At 64.0% G+C, this 17,206-nt stretch carries 12 protein-coding genes; 3 read left to right on the top strand and 9 right to left on the bottom strand.

What is annotated here, in order from left to right; genetic code table 11:
* Positions 1 to 228 precede the first annotated feature (228 nt).
* Entirely contained in the window at positions 229 to 2,775 is a 2,547-nt protein-coding gene (locus VKP01_RS04650; RefSeq protein ID WP_324410735.1) for a penicillin-binding protein 1A, read from the bottom strand.
* Between the two features lie 146 nt (positions 2,776 to 2,921).
* Positions 2,922 to 4,229: an N-acetylmuramoyl-L-alanine amidase gene (locus tag VKP01_RS04645; protein WP_324410733.1), complete on the bottom strand. Its 1,308-nt coding sequence runs from the start codon at positions 4,227 to 4,229 to the stop codon at positions 2,922 to 2,924.
* 622 nt (positions 4,230 to 4,851) lie between these two features.
* Here VKP01_RS04645 and VKP01_RS04640 point away from each other — a divergent pair.
* Positions 4,852 to 7,674, top strand: coding sequence for an Rne/Rng family ribonuclease (locus tag VKP01_RS04640; protein WP_324410731.1), 2,823 nt, complete (start codon positions 4,852 to 4,854; stop codon positions 7,672 to 7,674).
* A gap of 47 nt (positions 7,675 to 7,721) precedes the next feature.
* Here the strand turns inward: VKP01_RS04640 and VKP01_RS04635 are convergent, their stop codons facing one another.
* Positions 7,722 to 8,900: a pyridoxal phosphate-dependent aminotransferase gene (locus VKP01_RS04635; protein ID WP_324410729.1), complete on the bottom strand. Its 1,179-nt coding sequence runs from the start codon at positions 8,898 to 8,900 to the stop codon at positions 7,722 to 7,724.
* Between the two features lie 384 nt (positions 8,901 to 9,284).
* Here VKP01_RS04635 and VKP01_RS04630 point away from each other — a divergent pair, with 384 nt between their 5' ends.
* Positions 9,285 to 10,529 (top strand): TsoY family (seleno)protein, encoded by a 1,245-nt coding sequence (locus VKP01_RS04630; protein ID WP_324410727.1) that lies wholly within the window; start codon positions 9,285 to 9,287, stop codon positions 10,527 to 10,529.
* A gap of 72 nt (positions 10,530 to 10,601) precedes the next feature.
* On the opposite strand, the gene VKP01_RS04625 is transcribed toward VKP01_RS04630, so the two are convergent.
* Positions 10,602 to 11,018: a hypothetical protein gene (locus VKP01_RS04625; protein WP_324410725.1), complete on the bottom strand. Its 417-nt coding sequence runs from the start codon at positions 11,016 to 11,018 to the stop codon at positions 10,602 to 10,604.
* Positions 11,019 to 11,170: 152 nt separating this feature from the next.
* Here VKP01_RS04625 and VKP01_RS04620 point away from each other — a divergent pair, with 152 nt between their 5' ends.
* Positions 11,171 to 11,971, top strand: a complete 801-nt coding sequence (locus tag VKP01_RS04620) for a hypothetical protein (protein WP_324410723.1) — start codon at positions 11,171 to 11,173, stop codon at positions 11,969 to 11,971.
* A gap of 23 nt (positions 11,972 to 11,994) precedes the next feature.
* On the opposite strand, the gene VKP01_RS04615 is transcribed toward VKP01_RS04620, so the two are convergent.
* The 5 genes from VKP01_RS04615 to rlmN form a co-directional block, all read right to left on the bottom strand.
* A complete protein-coding gene (locus VKP01_RS04615; RefSeq protein ID WP_324410722.1) occupies positions 11,995 to 12,627 on the bottom strand; it encodes a hypothetical protein in 633 nt (210 codons plus the stop codon).
* 155 nt (positions 12,628 to 12,782) lie between these two features.
* Complete coding sequence (locus VKP01_RS04610; protein WP_324410720.1) at positions 12,783 to 14,477, bottom strand: BCCT family transporter; 1,695 nt, start codon at positions 14,475 to 14,477, stop codon at positions 12,783 to 12,785.
* Between the two features lie 39 nt (positions 14,478 to 14,516).
* Positions 14,517 to 14,930 (bottom strand): universal stress protein, encoded by a 414-nt coding sequence (locus VKP01_RS04605; RefSeq protein WP_324410718.1) that lies wholly within the window; start codon positions 14,928 to 14,930, stop codon positions 14,517 to 14,519.
* Positions 14,931 to 15,112: 182 nt separating this feature from the next.
* Entirely contained in the window at positions 15,113 to 15,628 is a 516-nt protein-coding gene (locus VKP01_RS04600; protein WP_324410717.1) for a hypothetical protein, read from the bottom strand.
* 127 nt (positions 15,629 to 15,755) lie between these two features.
* Positions 15,756 to 17,048 (bottom strand): 23S rRNA (adenine(2503)-C(2))-methyltransferase RlmN, encoded by a 1,293-nt coding sequence (gene rlmN, locus VKP01_RS04595; protein ID WP_414706518.1) that lies wholly within the window; start codon positions 17,046 to 17,048, stop codon positions 15,756 to 15,758.
* Positions 17,049 to 17,206: the final 158 nt, after the last annotated feature.

Raw genomic sequence — 17,206 nt, 5'->3', positions numbered from 1 at the left:
CGCCGGCAAATTTCTCCGCTTTCTGCAATGTCCCGAAGCCGGCGATCTTTCCGGCGAGATAGGCGCCGAGGCTTTCTGTATCGAGGCTGGTGATGGCTGTGGTCACTGTGTCGCTCGCATGCAATGGCTGTCGACATACAGTCTAACGCAGCTGCGCCCGCCATTCGCGCGGAATCACCGCGAAGCGGATGGGCAAAATTGAAAAACGCCATCGCCGGCGCGGAAGGCTCAGTACAACCCACTCGCGCCGATGGAACTGCCGGGGTCATCCTCGGCGACACCCCAATCTTCACCCGACCCGACATCGTTCCAGGGGTTCCATTCGCTCGAAGCGGGAGGCGGCGGTGCATCGAAGCGGGGTTCCACCGGGCCGCCATCGAACTGACTGACACTGTCGAAACCCCAATCCGCGTCCAGCCCGGTTCCGGCCAGATTCGACGGCGGCGCGGTACCTGGCTTGAAAGCTTCGCGGATCGTGCCCGGCGCGCCGGGGGCGCTGCGGGTGCCGTCGCCGGCATTGACGTGCACCAGCTTGATGCCGGGCGGGACGCGGAACGGCGTGGCGGGCTCGTCTTCGAGTGCCATGGCCATGAAGTCGCGGAAGATCGGCGCGGCATAGGTGCCAGCCGCCACCCGGCGCCCCAGCGAACGTGGCTGATCGAAGCCGATATAGACGCCCACTGCAAGATCCGGCGAGAAACCGACAAACCAGACGTCGCGCGCGTCGTTCGTGGTGCCGGTCTTGCCGGCAAGCGGCTTGCCGACGGCCTGCACCGTACGGGCCGTGCCGCGCTCGACAACGCCTTCGAGAATCGAGGTCATCTGATAGGCGGAATGCGAATCGATCACCTGTTCGCGCTCGTCGATCAGAACGGGCTCGTTCTGCCCCGACCAGCCATCGGCGACACAGCCGTGACATTCGCGGCGGTCATGGCGGAAGATGGTCTCGCCGGTGCGGTCCTGAATGCGGTCGACGAGGGTGGGGCGAATGCGCTTGCCGCCATTGACCAGCATCGCATAGGCTGCCGTCATCCGCATCACGGTGGTCTCGCCCGCACCCAGCGACATCGAGAGCAGCGGCGCCATGTCGTCATAGATGCCGAAGCGGCGTGAATATTCGGCGATCATCGGCATGCCGACATTCTGTGCCAGGCGCACCGTCATCAGGTTCTTGGAAAACTCGATCCCGTAGCGCAATGTGCGCGGCCCGGCAAAACTGTTGTCGTAATTGGTCGGCGACCAGGGCTCCGAACCGGGATTGTTGATGGTGATCGGCCCGTCCAGCACGATGGTCGAGGGCGTGTAGCCGTTGTCGAGCGCCGCCGCATAGACGAAGGGTTTGTAGGCCGATCCGGGCTGGCGACGCGCCTGGGTGGCGCGGTTGAACTGGCTCTGGTCGAAGGAGAAGCCGCCGACGATCGCATGCACGCGCCCGCTATGGGGATCCATCGCCACGAGCCCGCCGGAGACCTCTGGAACCTGACGCAGACGGAATTCGCGATCCCCCGACAGCGGTTCGACATAGATCACGTCGCCCGGATCAAGCGCCTCGGCAACCGAGCGGTTGGTCCATTCCGCCCCGGCCGCGCGAATCACCCCGGTCTCGCGCTCCTCGGCGACCTGGCCGCCGGACAAGCGTCCCGGCTGGAGGCCGATACGCGCTTCCCCATCAGCAATGTCCAGCACGACGGCAAGCCGCCAGGGATCGACATCGCCGAGCGCGCTGATCTCGGCCAGCAGGGCACCCCATTCGCCCGCGTTCAGATCGATCTGCTCCTGCGCGCCGCGCCAGCCGCCCCGGCTTTCGTCATAGCGCACCAGCCCGTCGACGAGCGCCTTGCGGGCCATGGCCTGCATGCGCGGATCAAGTGTAGATCGCACCGACAGCCCGCCCTCGTAGAGTTTCTCGGGGCCGTAGAAATTCGTGATCTCGCGGCGTACTTCCTCCACGAAATAGCCGGCGGCGAGAGTGTTGGGAGACACGTTGCGCGGATTGACGACCAGCGGCTCCGCCTTTGCGGCCTCGGCCTCTTCGGCGGTGACGTAGCCGTTGTCGACCATCCGATCGAGCACCCAGTTGCGCCGCCCGACCGCCTCAGCCTCGCGACGGAAGGGATGGTAGTTGTTGGGCGCCTTCGGCAACGCGGCCAGATAGGCCATCTCGGCAAGGGTGAGTTCGTGCACCGACTTGCCAAAATAATCCAGCGCAGCTGCGGCCACGCCATGCAGATTGCGCCCGGGCGTCAGGGTGCCGAGGAAAATCTCGTTCAGGTAGAGTTCGAGGATCGTGTCCTTGCTGAAAGCGGATTCCATGCGAAAGGCAATCAGCGCCTCGCGAATCTTGCGATCAATGGTCTGTTCGGAGGAGAGCAGGAAGTTCTTCGCAACCTGCTGGGTGATGGTCGAGGCACCCTGCTGAATCCGACCGCCGCTGGCGAGATTGGCCACCGCCGCGCGCACGATGCCCTCGGGATCGACGCCGTGATGCCGATAGAAATTCTTGTCTTCTGCGGAAAGAAAGGCGGCCTTCAGCATGTCCGGGATCGCCCCGATAGGCAGATAAAGACGCCGTTCGGTCGCATATTCGGCAACGAGGCTGCCATCTGCGGCATGGACACGACTCATGACCGGGGGCTCGTATTCGGCGAGTTGTTCGTGATCGGGCAGATCCTGCGAAAAATGCATGAACGCCACGGCGGCCACCGCCGAGCCGATCAGGAACAGCATGAATCCGGCGCTGAACAGAATGCCGAAAAATCTCAATATGAGCCGCATGATCACGTGATCAGCCCCTTTTGCCGTCTCTTCATGTCGCGCGCACGCCAAGCCGGATTCGCGAGAAGTAACATACGCACCCTACCGCAATGCAGCGGTCGAGATAAACTGCCCGGCAATGCCGGCGCCAGATACACACAACGCATCTATGGTGAAACTGGGGCGAGCCCCCGATTCGCGAACCGTACCGTAAAATATGTCCCGATTGCCTCCGCCATGGCTCGCGTGGTCTTGCCGCGCCATTCCTCCGAGCGCAACAATGCGATATCACGACGGCTCGACAGATAGCCGAGTTCGACGAGAACGGACGGCACATCCGGTGCGCGCAGGACCCTGAAAGCCGCCTGACGCACCGGATTGCGATTGAGCCGCGCGACGCTTTCCATCTCGTCGACGAGATAACGTGCGAAGCCGTGAGAAAAGCCCCGCGTCTCCCGACGGGTAAGGTCCATCAGGATGTCACCGACACCCGTATCCAGACGCTCTTGCATGACCCCGGCAGCGGCATCGGCCCGGTTCTCGCGCTCGGCGAGCCGCGCTGATTCGGCATCAGACGCCTGTTCGGAACCGGTATAGACGGTCAATCCCCGCACTTGCGGCGCCGAGGAAATCGAATCGGCATGAATGGAAATGAAGAGATCCGCCTGGGCTTCGCGTGCGATGCGAACGCGATCGCCCAGCGTGACGAAGACATCCTCGTCACGCGTCATGACCACCTGGTAGCGACCGCTTTCCCGAAGCCGCTCGCTGAGCCGCAGACTGAAAGCGAGGACGATATCCTTTTCAAGCACGCCGCCCGCGGCCACGGCGCCCGGATCAACACCGCCATGGCCGGGATCGACGACGATGACGGGACGCTCATCCAGTTCGCTGATCTGCGCGGCGAGCGCATCATCGCGCATTGAAGCTTCGGCCAGAGCCCGCGAATCACGCGCAACCGCGTCGGCAAAACGCGTCTCCTCGACGGGTTCGAGGGCGATGGTGAAGAAATGCGCACCATCGGCCTCGCGCTCCCGTGACGACAGCGATGCGACGAGAGCGGGCTCGGCAAGGTCGATCACGACACGTGAACGATCCTGCGCGAACAGGCCGTAACGCAAATGTGATATCAGCCCCGACGCCTGGACCTGATCGGCAGGCAGCTGAAAATTCACCTCCGGCAGATCGATGATCACGCGAGCGGGCGCGCCGGTATGAAGCGCCTGTCCCGTGACCGGACCGTTCAGCGTGAAAACGAGACGCGTCTCCCGCTCGTCGTGTTCCACGCCCACGTTGATGGCGACGATGGTATCGGCGGCCTGCGCAGCGCCCGGCAACGCAAAACAGGCGATAACAAGCAGTACGGGGATCACGAGGCCGGGCAGCAACGGCCCAAGCGAAAGCGATCGCAGCTTCGCCATCACGCGGATACCACGCCACTCTCCATGATAAGCCGTCATCGGCGCAGGCCTCATCAGATGCTCCCGGCGTCGCGCGCGTCTTACCGCATTAGGGCGCGATGGTTAACAGTTCGTGAACGCCGTCACGGACCTGGCGGAACAAGGGTGTTTTTTGAGCAACGGCAAAACGCGCTCTTGCCAAATCCCGTAAATGGTCTGTAATGGAAAAGACCCCGTCCGGCTCAGCCGATTCCGGCGAGGGCGCCTTGATTTCGGGAGAGCGGCCTCAGATGCAATGCCGACCCGCGCGCCCCCACCGGCGAAAAGCCCCGATAGTCGGCCGGAGCGGTGTCACGCATGCGGCGCAATCGCCCGCGTGATTTGCCGATGACCGGCTTGCCGGCCCATCGAATTCGAAGGGAATGTTCGGAGATGAGCGCAGGAAGGACACCAGCTTTGATGCTCGTCGTCGCTTCTCCTCAAGCGCTCGGATCGCCAGCCGCCGCCGGTGGCGCGCGGTGCGGTCTTCCGGTTCCCAAGGTCAACCCGAAGCGCGGCGCATCGCGGCGCTTCCCGGCGTTCGGCCCCGACCAAGCAATGGCCAGATTGATCCGAGCGGGAGCGCGGCGCGCACCGAACTCGCCATCCCCCTCGCCAGAAGCCGCCGGGACGGCCGACGCCATGTCGAGAGTTTTCCATGGCAAACAAGATGTTGATCGACGCATCACACCCGGAGGAAACCCGGGTCGTGGTCGTCCGCGGGCAAAGGGTCGAGGAATTCGACTTCGAGGCCGCCAATCGCAAACAGCTCAGAGGTAATATCTATCTCGCGAAAGTGACCCGCGTGGAGCCCTCGCTACAGGCGGCCTTTGTGGAGTACGGCGGCAATCGTCACGGCTTCCTCGCCTTCAGTGAAATCCATCCCGACTATTACCAGATCCCCACGGCGGATCGTCAGGCTCTGCTCGAGGACGAGGCGGCCCGCGAGAAGGAGAAGGACAAGGAAGAGGAAAAGCGCCCCAACCGCCGGCGGGTCAGGGCCAAGGCTGGCGGGAACGGCGATGACGCCGTGTCCGAGGACATCGATAACGACAACGGGTCCGATGGGCAGGGTGATTCCCGCAATGACGGCGATGACGAGGATTCCGTCGAGCAGCTCGGCGGCGATGCGCTCGAGGAGATGCCCGAGCGCCGGGGTCCGCGCCGGCAATACAAGATCCAGGAAGTCATCAAGCGCCGGCAGATCCTGCTCGTGCAGGTCGTCAAGGAAGAGCGCGGCACCAAGGGCGCGGCGCTCACCACCTATCTGTCGCTGGCGGGCCGTTATTCGGTTCTGATGCCGAACACCGCGCGCGGTGGCGGGATATCGCGCAAGATCACCAATGCCGATGACCGCAAGCGGCTCAAGGCCGTCGCCGAAGAGCTCGAAGTGCCCGATGGCATGGGCGTGATCCTGCGCACTGCCGGCGCATCGCGCACCAAGGCCGAGATCCGCCGCGATTTCGATTACCTGATGCGTGCCTGGGAGAATGTGCGCGAGGCGACGATGTCCTCGTCCGCCCCGTCGCTGGTCTATGAGGAAGGCTCGCTGATCAAGCGCGCCATCCGCGATCTCTACAACAAGGACATCGACGAGGTTCTGGTCTCCGGTGACGAAGGCTACCGCGAGGCCAAGGACTTCATGCGCATGCTGATGCCCAGCCACGCCAAGGCCGTGAAGGCCTACAAGGAGCCCACCCCGCTGTTTGCCGCCTTCGGTGTCGAGGCGCAGCTCGATGCGATGTTCTCGAGCCAGGTCTCGCTCAAATCGGGCGGCTATCTCGTGATCAATCCGACCGAGGCGCTCGTTTCGATCGACGTCAATTCCGGGCGCTCCACCCGCGAGCACAACATCGAGGATACGGCACTCAAGACCAATCTGGAGGCCGCCGACGAGGTGGCACGCCAGTTGCGGCTGCGCGATCTGGCCGGCCTGATCGTCATCGATTTCATCGACATGGACGAGAAGCGCAACAACCGCGCCGTCGAGAAACGCCTCAAGGACGCGCTCAAGAGCGACAGGGCGCGCATCCAGATCGGGCGGATCTCGCCTTTCGGGCTGCTCGAAATGTCACGCCAGCGCATGCGCACAGGTGTGCTCGAGAGCTCCTCCGTGATCTGCCCGACCTGCGGCGGCTCCGGTTATGTGCGTGCCACGCCCTCGATCGCGCTGCATGTGCTGCGCTCCGTCGAGGAGATGCTGATCAAGAGCGCCGCGCATGATCTGACCATACGGACCGATTTCGCGGTCGCCTTCTACATCCTCAACCAGAAGCGTGGCTCCCTGCGCGAACTGGAAGAGCGTTTCGGCGTCGAGATCACGGTCAGCGCAGACGGGACCTTGTCCTCTTCGACGCCGTTCGCAGTCGATCGCGGCGCACCGGCCAGCCGGGCGGGCGCGCCGCGCGGGCGCGAGGCGATTGCGGCGGAACCGGTGACGGCCGCCGGAACCATCGAGGAGGCCGATGCCGAAGACGCCGATCAGGAAACCGCCCCGCGCGAAACGGGTTCGGATGACGAGGGCGGCGATGCCGGCACGCGCCGCCGCCGCCGGCGCCGGCGCCGTCGTGGACGCAGCGGCGAGAATGGCGAAGCCTACGCACAGAACGGCGATGACCGGAACGGTGACGAGGACGACGCCGACGATGAAGAAGGGCAGGCGCGCCACGATCAGGCCGGCGATGATCACGACGCTTCCGATATCTCCGCGCGCGGCGAGGAGGCGGAGGATCAGGGCGAATCCGAGGGCAGACGCCGCCGTGGCCGTCGTGGCGGGCGCCGCAACCGGCGCGGCGCGGATGACGCCGTTTCGCGATCCGATGCCGCGAACGACGATGGCCGGCAGGACGGTACCGAACAGGCCGTTCAGGCTGATGATGGCGATGTCGTGCGCATTCCGATAAACGAAGGCAACGCTCCGGAAGAGGCTGCTCCCGACGAGACCGGGGATGCCGCCGCAGCGCAGCCGGAGGCACCGGAAGAGGCCAAACCCGCACCGCGTCGTCGGACCCGCAAGAAGGCGGCGAAACCCGCCACGACGGAAACGGATTCGGTCGCCGAGGGCGATGGCGCAGAGGCGCCGGCATCCGCAGAGGCGGAGGAAGGCGAAGCCAAGCCCAGGAAGAAGCGCGCTCCGGCAAAACGCGCGGGCACCCGCCGCAAGTCAGCGAAGCCGGACGACACTGCGGTGGCAGACGCCCCTGCTGATGGTGACACGGCGGAGCCCGTCGCGGCTGCGCCCGAACCCGCATCCGAGCCCGAGACGGCATCTCCTGCAGGCGATCCGGGCGATGACGTCGCATTGCAGCCAAAAGCGACCGGCAATGGCGATGCCGCGCAGGTCGAAACGCCCGATGACGACCGGGCACCGACACCGCCGCCGGAACCGGTCACGGTGGTGCTCACGCCACCCGACCCCGAGCGGCCCAAACGTGCCGGCTGGTGGTCGAAGGCGAAGACGATCATCACGGGTCAGGATTGATCACTCCGAACCCCTCGCTACGGCGAGGGGTTCTTTTTTGCCCCGCCTCAGCCGAGCCAGGCTTTCAGCCGTCGCATCCCCTCGCGGCAATCCGCCTCCGTACCGGCGAAGGAGAGCCGCATGTGATGCGCGCCCTCGAACGGGTCGAAATCAAGCCCCGGCGTCGCCGCGATCCCCGCTTCGTCGAGCATGCGCTTGCAGAAATCGAGCGAGTCATTGGTGAAGCGCGCAATATCGGCATAGACGTAGAACGCGCCGTCGACCGGGTGCATCTCGGTGATGCCGATACCCGGCAATGCCTCCAGCAGGATTTCCCGGTTGCGCGCATAGCCCGCCTTGATCACCTCGAGCTCGTCGGTCGCCTCGAAAGCCGCGATGGCCGCGACCTGCGAGATATAGGGCGCCGAGATATACAGGCTCTGCGCCAGCACCTCGACCGGGCGCACCAGGGCCGGCGGCAGCACCAGCCAGCCGATGCGCCAGCCGGTCATGCAGTAGTATTTCGAGAAGCTGTTGACGATCACCGCATCGGGATCGGCGGCGAGCGCCGTCTGCGCCGGCGCGTCATAGGTCAGCCCGTGATAGATCTCGTCGGAAACGAACCAGATCCCCGCCTCGCGGCAGGCCGTACCCAGATCGGCGAGCCCGGCGCGCCCGATCATGGTGCCCGACGGATTGGCAGGGCTCATGGCCAGCACGCCCTTGAGCGGCTTTTGCGCATGCGCCGCGCGTACCGCCCGCGCCGTCATCACGTAGCCATCCGCCTTCTCCAGCGGGATCGTCACCACCTCGACTCCCAGCGCCTCGAAGATGTTGCGATAGGCCGGATAACCGGGTGCGGTGATGGCGACACGGTCGCCGGGTTCGAACATGGCGAGAAAGGCGAGCACGAAACCCGCCGAGGAGCCCGTCGTCACCGCGATCCGCTCCGGCCCGACTTCAACCCCATAGGCATCGCGATAATGGCGCGCGATCCGCGCGCGCAGGGCCGCGAGGCCGAGCGCCTCGGTATAACCGATCCGTCCCGTATCGATCGCGGCCTTGGCGGCTTCGCGCACGGCCAGTGGCGCCGGCGCGCCCGGCTGCCCGACTTCCATATGCACCACCGAATCACCCTGCCGTTCCTTCTCGGCAGCGCGCGCGAGCACATCCATGGCGAGGAACGGCGCGACCCGCTGCACACGGGCAGCGATGGCGGGCGATGATTGCGCGGGATCGAAGGACATGCAGGGCTCCACCATGATGAATACGCATCCACCGACGTGGCGCGTGTTCCGATCTGACTAGACGTTCGCACGCCCGTCGCGCAAGAGGCTCCCACAGGGGGCTCTCGTAGGAGGCCTTTGCAAGGGGTTTTTGCAAGGGGCCTTTGCAAGGGGCCTTTGCAAGGGGCTGCGTGCAATCGATCCGGCTGCGCCGGTTCCTCCCTGTCAGCCTCGCGGCGCGGGCCTGTCAGCAACAAATCGGCTGACACGCAGGCCCACGCCGGCCTAACGATATGCGTAATCCTCCCGATATTAATATTAGAATTATCTAATATAATCGCGTCAGAATTCGGTGGTCCCGCATCACCGCGCATCCGTTGCCGCTCATGCAATAAGGAGCCGAACATGTCCGACGCCGCCCGGTCGCAGGCCGCACCCTATACGCCGCAATATTTCCTCGCCGCGCTCGGTGCCGGCGGGCTCGCGGTGAGCTTCTTCATGTATCTTCTCTGGATGACGCCGCATGACGGCTCACCGATCCCGCATTTCGCCTCGCTGAGCACTGATTTCGCAACCGCAGGGCTCGAACTGCAGGCGCTGATGGCCGTGGCGATTGCCGGGATCGCGTTCTTCGCGATCTGGCATGTGCGCCTGATGGTCTGGAATCTCCGGCGCTACATGGCCTGGCGGAATACGTCCGCTTTCGCACAGTTCCGCAAGGGCAATATGGAGAGCCAGCTGATGGCGCTGCCGCTGGCGCTCGCCATGAGCGTCAATGTCGCCTTCATTCTCGGCGCCGTGTTCGTGCCGGGTCTGTGGGGCGCGCGCGAGGCGCTGTTCCCGCTCGCGCTGGCCGCTTTCGCCGGAATCGGCTTTCTCGCCTTCCGGATCTATCTTGCCTTCATTTCCCGCGTCCTCGTCGAGGGCGGCTATGAATGCGCCAAGAGCAACAATCTCGGCCAGATGATCGCGGTTTTCGCCTTCGCCATGATCGGCGTCGGCTTCTCCGCCTCCGCCGCGATGAGCGCCGTGCCGGCGACCGCCGCGATCGGTTTCGTCGGTGCCAGCTTCTTCCTCGCCGCCGCAATCGTGCTCGGTGCGATCAAGCTGGTACTGGGTTTCCGGGCGATGATGGAGTTTCGCGCCGGGGCGGAAACGACTCCCACGCTGTGGATCATAATCCCGCTCCTCACGGTGATCGGTATCGGCATCTATCGTCTGAAGATGAGCCTGGCGCATCAGTTCGGCGTGCCGGTCAGCGAAGGCGAAATCTTTGCCCTGCTGTCGGCCTTCCTCGGCATCCAGCTGCTCTTTGGCCTGATCGGCTGGGCCGTGATGCGGCGCGTCGGTTATTTCGGACGCTGGGTCAACGGACCGGAAAAGTCACCAGGCGCCTTCGTCCTGGTCTGCCCCGGTGTCGCCCTGTTTGTCTTCGGCAACTTCATGATCAATCCCGGTCTCGTCGGAATCGGTGTCGTGGCGCCGTTCTCGCTGGTCTATGGCGCGCTGTATCTGCCCCTCATCGGCGTGCAGATCGCCACGATCTGGCTGTTCGTGAAGCTCACCCGCAAGCTGATCGCCGATCATGTCGGTGCGGGTGATCGCGCCGCATTGCAGGGCGAGGGCCTTGCGGCCGGGAAGGCCGCCTGATTCGCCTCGCATTGCGATCCAGACCAGAGCGCCGGCGCAGGATCTCCGCCGGCGCTTTCTCATGCGCCCGCCCTACAGCTTCGCCCTGTCGCCAGAGAGCGCCGAGAGAATGATGAATATCCCCAATGCGATCAGGATGGCGGGACCGAAACGAATATCGGCGCCACTCTCGATCAGCATGCCGCCGATCAGACCGGTCGCCCCGGCAATTACCCAGAACAGATCGTAGCGCAGGCCGAAACGCCGGCGGGTCAACTGCTCGACCAGCAGAATGATGCCGATCCCGGCCAGTGCGATCCCCCAGCCGAGGCCGGCCCACAGGGCGATACCGAGCCAGATCGCCACGCCGCCGCCGGCCAGTGCGGAGAGCCTGCCCGCAAGACGCTTCCATTGTTTGCGCATGCTCTTGGCTGCGCGTCTTTCATCCTCGGGGCTGATGGTCCCGGCAATCCCGTCCGGCTTGCCGCCGCTTTCCCGATCATCCGTCATGGCGCGCTCCCTCATCGTGCATCACTTTCCCACCGCATGCGTGACAGCCTGCAGGTGCATTCACGGCGATGCAAGAAGCGCGATTAACGCGCTGTTAGGGTTAATCAATTATTTCCGGGGAGAACGAAGCGAATCCGGCATGGAGAGCAAGCATGGCGTCGATATTCCGCCGCGTGACGGGACGTCCCGCAAGACGTCTGTGCGCCGTCGCCCTCGTCGCAGTGGCAGTTGCGGGCTGCTTCAACCGCAATCCGACCACAACGGGCTCGATCAATCCGCAGGCCACGACGCAAATGAGCCAGAACGATCTGCGGGCTCATGCCGAGGCCTTGGCCGAACGCCATGCGCGCAATCCGGACGACATACAGGTCACCGTGGCCTATGCCAGCGTGCTGCGCCGGCTTGATCAGCGCGCCCAGGCCGTTGCGGTGCTGCAATCCGCTTCGATCCGTACACCCGACAACATGCAGCTTCTCGGCGCCTATGGCCGCGCCCTCGCCGATGTCGGGCGCTTCAAGGAGGCGGATTCCGTGCTAGCACGGGCGCATCTGCCCGAGCGGCCCGATTGGCGCATCCTTTCCGCGCAGGGTACCGTTGCCGACCAGCTCGGCGACCAGGAGCGCGCACGTGGGTACTATGAGGCTGCCTTGCGCATCCAGCCTGACGAACCCTCGATCCTGTCGAATTACGGGTTGTCGCTGGCTCTGGCGAATGAGTTGCCACGCGCCGAGAGCAAGCTGCGCCGGGCTGCAAATCATCCGCGTGCGGATGCGCGTGTGCGCCAGAACCTCGCACTCGTCCTCGGCCTGAGCGGCAAGTTCAACGAGGCAGAACAGATTCTCGCTCAGGATCTGTCGCGTCAGGAGGTTGCCGAATCACTTGAAGCGATTCGCGCGATGATGAGCGAACGCAACAGCTGGGCGGCGATTCGCGAGGCTGAAGCCGGCAGTTGAAATGCCGGACCGATCCACGTGGTTCAGCGCAGCCCGGCCTCAGGCGTGATCATGCCCGCTGCTTCGAGCTCCGCATGGTCAGGATACCACATGGGTGATGTCGGCAGATCGGCCAGTTTCGCGACGAACTCCTCGGAAATCGCCTGCGCGCGGTAGATGGCGAGATCGCGTTGCATTTCCGCTTTGGGGTCGATCATGCCGTAATGCAGATCATTGCGCATCGCGTAACCGTGCAGACCCAGCCGCGCATCCGGGGCCAGCGTCCGCTGTGCGCCGCCGGCGAAGATCAGGGCGCAGGCCGAGGCGCAATGGCCCTCGACATGGGTGGCGATGCGATGTGCACCCAAAACAGTGACCACGCCGCGCGCCTCGGCGATATAACCGCCATTGCTGTCGAGGATCATGCGCTCGATCTGCGGGTTCGCCGCGACGAGTTCGCGCAAAGCGGCGGTGAGTCCGAAATCGACGGTCCCGGAGAAGTGCAGGGTCCGCCCGTCGTCGCTGATAGCCAATGTGAATTGCGACGGCGGCGGCACGCGTCTCGGCGGCGGGCGGACTTCGGATCGCCAGATCGCGAAGCTGACCACGGCAAGGATCCCGAGCGCGAGCCCCAGCAAACCGCGCAGAACATAGATATCGACCGGGCGCTGTCGCATCGGCCCAGACTGCGCCGAAAACACCGCTTTCGCCAGTGACGGATGGTAGGAAAGTGGTGCGCCCTTGCCCGCAGGCGGATACGAAAAACGGCGCCACGGATGAACCATGACGCCGTTTCAAAGCCGCCTCCAGAGCGGCGATTGCTTCCAGGCGGTTATTCGCGCGGTTCGGCCATCAGGCCCCTGACCAGCGCATAGCAGGCCAGAAGCAGCACGATTGCGAAGGGCAGACCGGTCGAGACCGAAGCGGCCTGCAGGGCCGCGAGTCCGCCACCGATCAGCAGCACCGACGCGACGACGCCCTCGAAGAGCACCCAGAACACACGCTGGCTGACCGGCGCGTTGATCTTGCCGCCGGCGGTGATCGTGTCGATCACCAGGCTGCCGGAATCCGACGAGGTCACGAAGAACACGATCACGAGGATGATCGCGAGGACCGAAGTGATTGATGCCAGCGGCAGATCGGCCAGCATGCCGAACAGCGACAGTTCGGGCACATAGGATGCCACGACATAGCTGTAGACGCCGCTCTCGGTGGCCATTTCGATGATCTGGTCGATACCCGTGCCGCCGAAGACGGTCATCCAGATGGCCGAGACGACCGTCGGGATCAGGAGCACGCAGGTGATGAACTCGCGCACCGAGCGTCCGCGGCTGACGCGTGCGATGAACATGCCGACGAAGGGCGACCAGCTGATCCACCAGGCCCAGTAGAAGGCCGTCCAGCCCTGGCGATAACCGTCATCCTCGCGGCCCACCGGATTCGACAGGGCGAAGATATCGGAAAAATATGCGCCCAGATTACCGAAGAACTGCGAGACCAGCGTCATCGTCGGCCCGACGGCGAGGATGAACACCAGAAGCAAGCCGGCCAGCACCATGTTGATCTCGGAGAGGATCTTCACGCCGCCATCGAGGCCGCGCAGCACCGAGATCAGCGCCAGCAGGGTGATGATCGAGATCAGCACCACGGCTGCGGTGATGCTGCCGCCTACCCAGTCCATCCCGAAGACGAATCCGATGCCCGATGCCGCCTGCTTGGCGCCGAGGCCCAGCGAGGTGGCCAGACCGAACAGCGTGGCGAACACGGCCAGAATGTCGATGAGGTGACCTGGCCAGCCCCAGATGCGCTCGCCGAAGATCGGATAGAAGATCGAACGCACGGTCAGTGGCAGGCCCTTGTTATAGGCAAACAGTGCCAGCGAAAGTGCCACGATGGCATAGATCGCCCAGGGATGCAGACCCCAATGGTAGATCGTGGCGGCCATTGCCGTGAGGCGCGCCGCCTCGACAGTGGCGGGATCAGCCAATTCGCCATCGATGATGCCGATATCACGGCCCAGCGGCTGGTCACCCCAGGGTGTACCAAAATAATAGACCGGTTCGAGAACGCCGAAGAACATCAGGCCGATGCCCATGCCGGCGGCGAACAGCATCGCGAACCAGCCCGCATAGCTGTAATCGGGTGTCGCATCGACACCGCCGATACGGACCTTGCCGAGCGGGGAGACGAGGATGCCGAGGCAGACGATCACGAAGATGTTGCCGGCAATGATGAAGAACCAGTCGAAGGTGCTGGTCAGATAGCCACGCAGATCTCCGAAGAATGACGCCGAGGCCTCGCCGCCAACGGCGAGAACCGCTACAACAAAGGCGATGATGACGGCTGCGGAGATGGCGAAGACCGGATTGTGAATATCCAGCCCGAGCGGACCGATCTGCGGCGTGATGTTATCCTGACCGATTTCATAATCGGTTTCGATGAGGTCGGATGCACCCTCCGGTTCTGGGAGTGCTTCCGTTTCAGCCTCTGTTTCGGGCTGGTTTTCGTTTTCGTTCTGGTTACTCATTGATCTGTCCCCATTGATTGTTCGGCTGTCGACCGGCGCTCAGCGCACCACGAAGACCGAGGCGCTGGAATGCTCGGCCACCCAGCCGCCATGCGAGGGCCAGATGTAATCGGTCACGTTGGGAATGTGGCTCGCCATGACGACGAGGTCCGCACCGGATTCCTCGACGGCTTTCTTCAGGGTCTTGTTGATATCGATGGCCGGATCGGTCGAACTGTATGAGCGCGTCGTGGCAGTGATCCCGTGCTCGCTCGCCTGCCGGTTGCCGAAGGCTTCCAGTTTCTGGGCGAATTCCTTCGGGTTATGCGCCACCGGTGACGGCGTTTCCGGCGTAACGCCGACATAGCAGACCGGTGCATCGTAATGGCGCGACAAGTCTGCCGCCGTCTGCAGCGCTTTTCCCAATCGATCAACATGCGTCAGATCGACAGGGACGAGTATCTGTTTGTACATCGCTTCGCTCCTGTTGCTTCCCTTGCCAGCGTCAACGGACTCTTAACGCTCTTGACCGGCATTGTCACGGTTTTGACCAATTTCCGCCTGTTGCTTGTGCATAAATCGCAATTCGCGTGCGTAAAAGCGCGCCTGGCCTTCGCTTTCGCCCTGACTGGAATGTGGCCGTGACGTCCGGAAAGTCAGCTGCGCAGCGAGGCTGAATCGCGCGCTGCGGGATCACGCCGTCTCCCGGCGCTGCGCCCGGTGATCAGCCAGTAGACGAACCCCGCCACGGCGCCGGTGACGAAGAGCAGGGCGGTGATGCGCCATTCCGCCTCGAGCGCCGCCGTCTCGACGAAGCCGCCGCGCATCAGCCAGGGGATCGCTGCCGTGATCAGCCCGGTGACGAGGCCATAGAAGATCACGGAGCGTGTGCCCGTGACCTCGCCGGAGATCGCGACGAAGGTGACGGGCGCCACGAGCAACACGAGCGAGACGAAGGCGAAGCCGAGCGTGAATTCCGCGATCACGGCATCGGGGTTTCCGTTGCGCGCGGCTTCCACGAAGAGCAGATCGAATACGGCAGTCCCGATCAGGGCGACAAGCTCCTGCGCCGCCGGTTCGCTGAAGACGCCAAGCGCAAGGGTCAGCGCACCGGCAGGGATGGCGAAGATCAGACCGAGTATCAACAGAATCAGGCGACCGAGAAACCGCAAGGAACCTCCGGATGGCTAGAGCATCATTCTGTCAGGTGGATACCGGCTGACGGAATGATGCGTTGAACAATAACCTGGAGCGCCCGGCTCGAATCCGTCAGGTTGGAACGCGCTCTGGCGTGACGGGTCAGTCCGCATCGCGCCCGAGCGCGTAGACACCCTCTGCGCCGATGCCTGCTTCGAGCATCATCCGGGTGCGGGCGCGCAGCTTCTCCGTTTCGCTCTTGAGCTGGCCGCAGGCGGCAAGGATGTCGCGCCCGCGCGGGGTGCGCACCGGCGAGGCATAACCGGCCCGGTAGACGATTTCCGAGAATTCCTCGATCCGCTCCCAGTCCGAGCAATCATACTGCGAGCCCGGCCAGGGGTTGAACGGGATCAGGTTGATCTTGGCCGGGATGCCCTTGAGCAGGCGCACCAGCTCGCGGGCATCGGCATTGGAATCGTTCACGCCCCTGAGCATCACGTATTCGAAGGTGATGCGCCTGGCATTGGAGAGGCCGGGATAATCGCGGCAGGCCTGGAGCAGATCGGCGATCGGATATTTCTTGTTGATCGGCACCAGCGTGTTGCGCAGATCGTCGCGCACCGCGTGCAGCGAGATCGCGAGCATCGTATTGGCTTCCGCGCCGAGCCGGCTGATCTGCGGCACGACGCCCGAAGTCGAGACGGTGATGCGTCGACGCGACAGGCCGAGCCCTTCATTGTCGCTCAGGATCCTGATCGAGGCGATGACGTTGTCGGTGTTATAGAGCGGCTCGCCCATCCCCATATAGACGACATTGGTGACGTAGCGCCCGCCTTCCTTCGGCACGAAGGCGCCCTCCGGCGGTTCGCGATCCGGCCAGTCGCCGAGGCGGTCACGGGCGACGACGAGCTGGGCGGCGATCTCGGCGGAGGTAAGATTGCGCACGAGTTTCTGCGTGCCGGTATGGCAGAAGGTACAGGTCAGGGTGCAGCCGACCTGGCTGGAGACGCAGAGCGTTCCGCGATCGGTTTCGGGGATATAGACGCACTCGATCTCCGCGCCCTTGTCGAAGGGGCCGGTGGAGGGCATGCGCATCAGCCATTTGCGGGTGCCGTCCTGCGAGACCTGCTCGGAGATCACTTCCGGGCGCGCAAGCGTGTAATGCGCGGCGAGGTTTTCGCGCAGGGCCTTGCCGACATTGGTCATCTGGGAAAAATCGTCGATCCCGCGAAAATAGATCCAGTGCCAGAGCTGCGCCACGCGCATGCGGCTCTCGCGCGCGCTCACCCCGATCGCCTGCAGGCGATCGGCGAGCTCGTCGCGGGTAAGGCCGACGAGCGAGGGCTGTGTCGGCTGGGCGCCGGGCGCCATGGGGACCTGCGCGGTCTTCTCGATCGCCGGCTGCTGCGCCGGGGATGTGACCTTGCGATTGGCGATGTCGAGCACCGTCGCCATGATGATGAAACCTCGTTGCCTGCAATTCAGCCCCCGTATAACCGAAATCGGTCCCGAACGTGAGCCCCAATTTCAATCTGGCGCCAGTCGCTTTGCGCCCGCGCCGAGCGCATCATTCCGTCAGGTGGATAAAGGCTGGCGAGTCAAATGATGCGTAA

This window comes from Saliniramus sp., assembly GCF_035311605.1.
Lineage (GTDB): Bacteria > Pseudomonadota > Alphaproteobacteria > Rhizobiales > Beijerinckiaceae > Saliniramus.
This window is presented reverse-complemented; position numbering and strand designations above follow the sequence as displayed.

What these genes read in the sequence shown, in the direction of transcription:
- VKP01_RS04615 (WP_324410722.1), bottom strand. Translation starts at nt 12,627, where the DNA reads ATGCGACAGCGCCCGGTCGATATCTATGTTCTGCGCGGTTTGCTGGGG.
- VKP01_RS04640 (WP_324410731.1), top strand. Translation starts at nt 4,852, where the DNA reads ATGGCAAACAAGATGTTGATCGACGCATCACACCCGGAGGAAACCCGG.
- VKP01_RS04625 (WP_324410725.1), bottom strand. Translation starts at nt 11,018, where the DNA reads ATGACGGATGATCGGGAAAGCGGCGGCAAGCCGGACGGGATTGCCGGG.
- VKP01_RS04605 (WP_324410718.1), bottom strand. Translation starts at nt 14,930, where the DNA reads ATGTACAAACAGATACTCGTCCCTGTCGATCTGACGCATGTTGATCGA.
- VKP01_RS04620 (WP_324410723.1), top strand. Translation starts at nt 11,171, where the DNA reads ATGGCGTCGATATTCCGCCGCGTGACGGGACGTCCCGCAAGACGTCTG.
- VKP01_RS04635 (WP_324410729.1), bottom strand. Translation starts at nt 8,900, where the DNA reads ATGTCCTTCGATCCCGCGCAATCATCGCCCGCCATCGCTGCCCGTGTG.
- VKP01_RS04650 (WP_324410735.1), bottom strand. Translation starts at nt 2,775, where the DNA reads ATGCGGCTCATATTGAGATTTTTCGGCATTCTGTTCAGCGCCGGATTC.
- VKP01_RS04645 (WP_324410733.1), bottom strand. Translation starts at nt 4,229, where the DNA reads ATGAGGCCTGCGCCGATGACGGCTTATCATGGAGAGTGGCGTGGTATC.
- VKP01_RS04630 (WP_324410727.1), top strand. Translation starts at nt 9,285, where the DNA reads ATGTCCGACGCCGCCCGGTCGCAGGCCGCACCCTATACGCCGCAATAT.
- VKP01_RS04610 (WP_324410720.1), bottom strand. Translation starts at nt 14,477, where the DNA reads ATGAGTAACCAGAACGAAAACGAAAACCAGCCCGAAACAGAGGCTGAA.
- rlmN (WP_414706518.1), bottom strand. Translation starts at nt 17,048, where the DNA reads ATGGCGACGGTGCTCGACATCGCCAATCGCAAGGTCACATCCCCGGCG.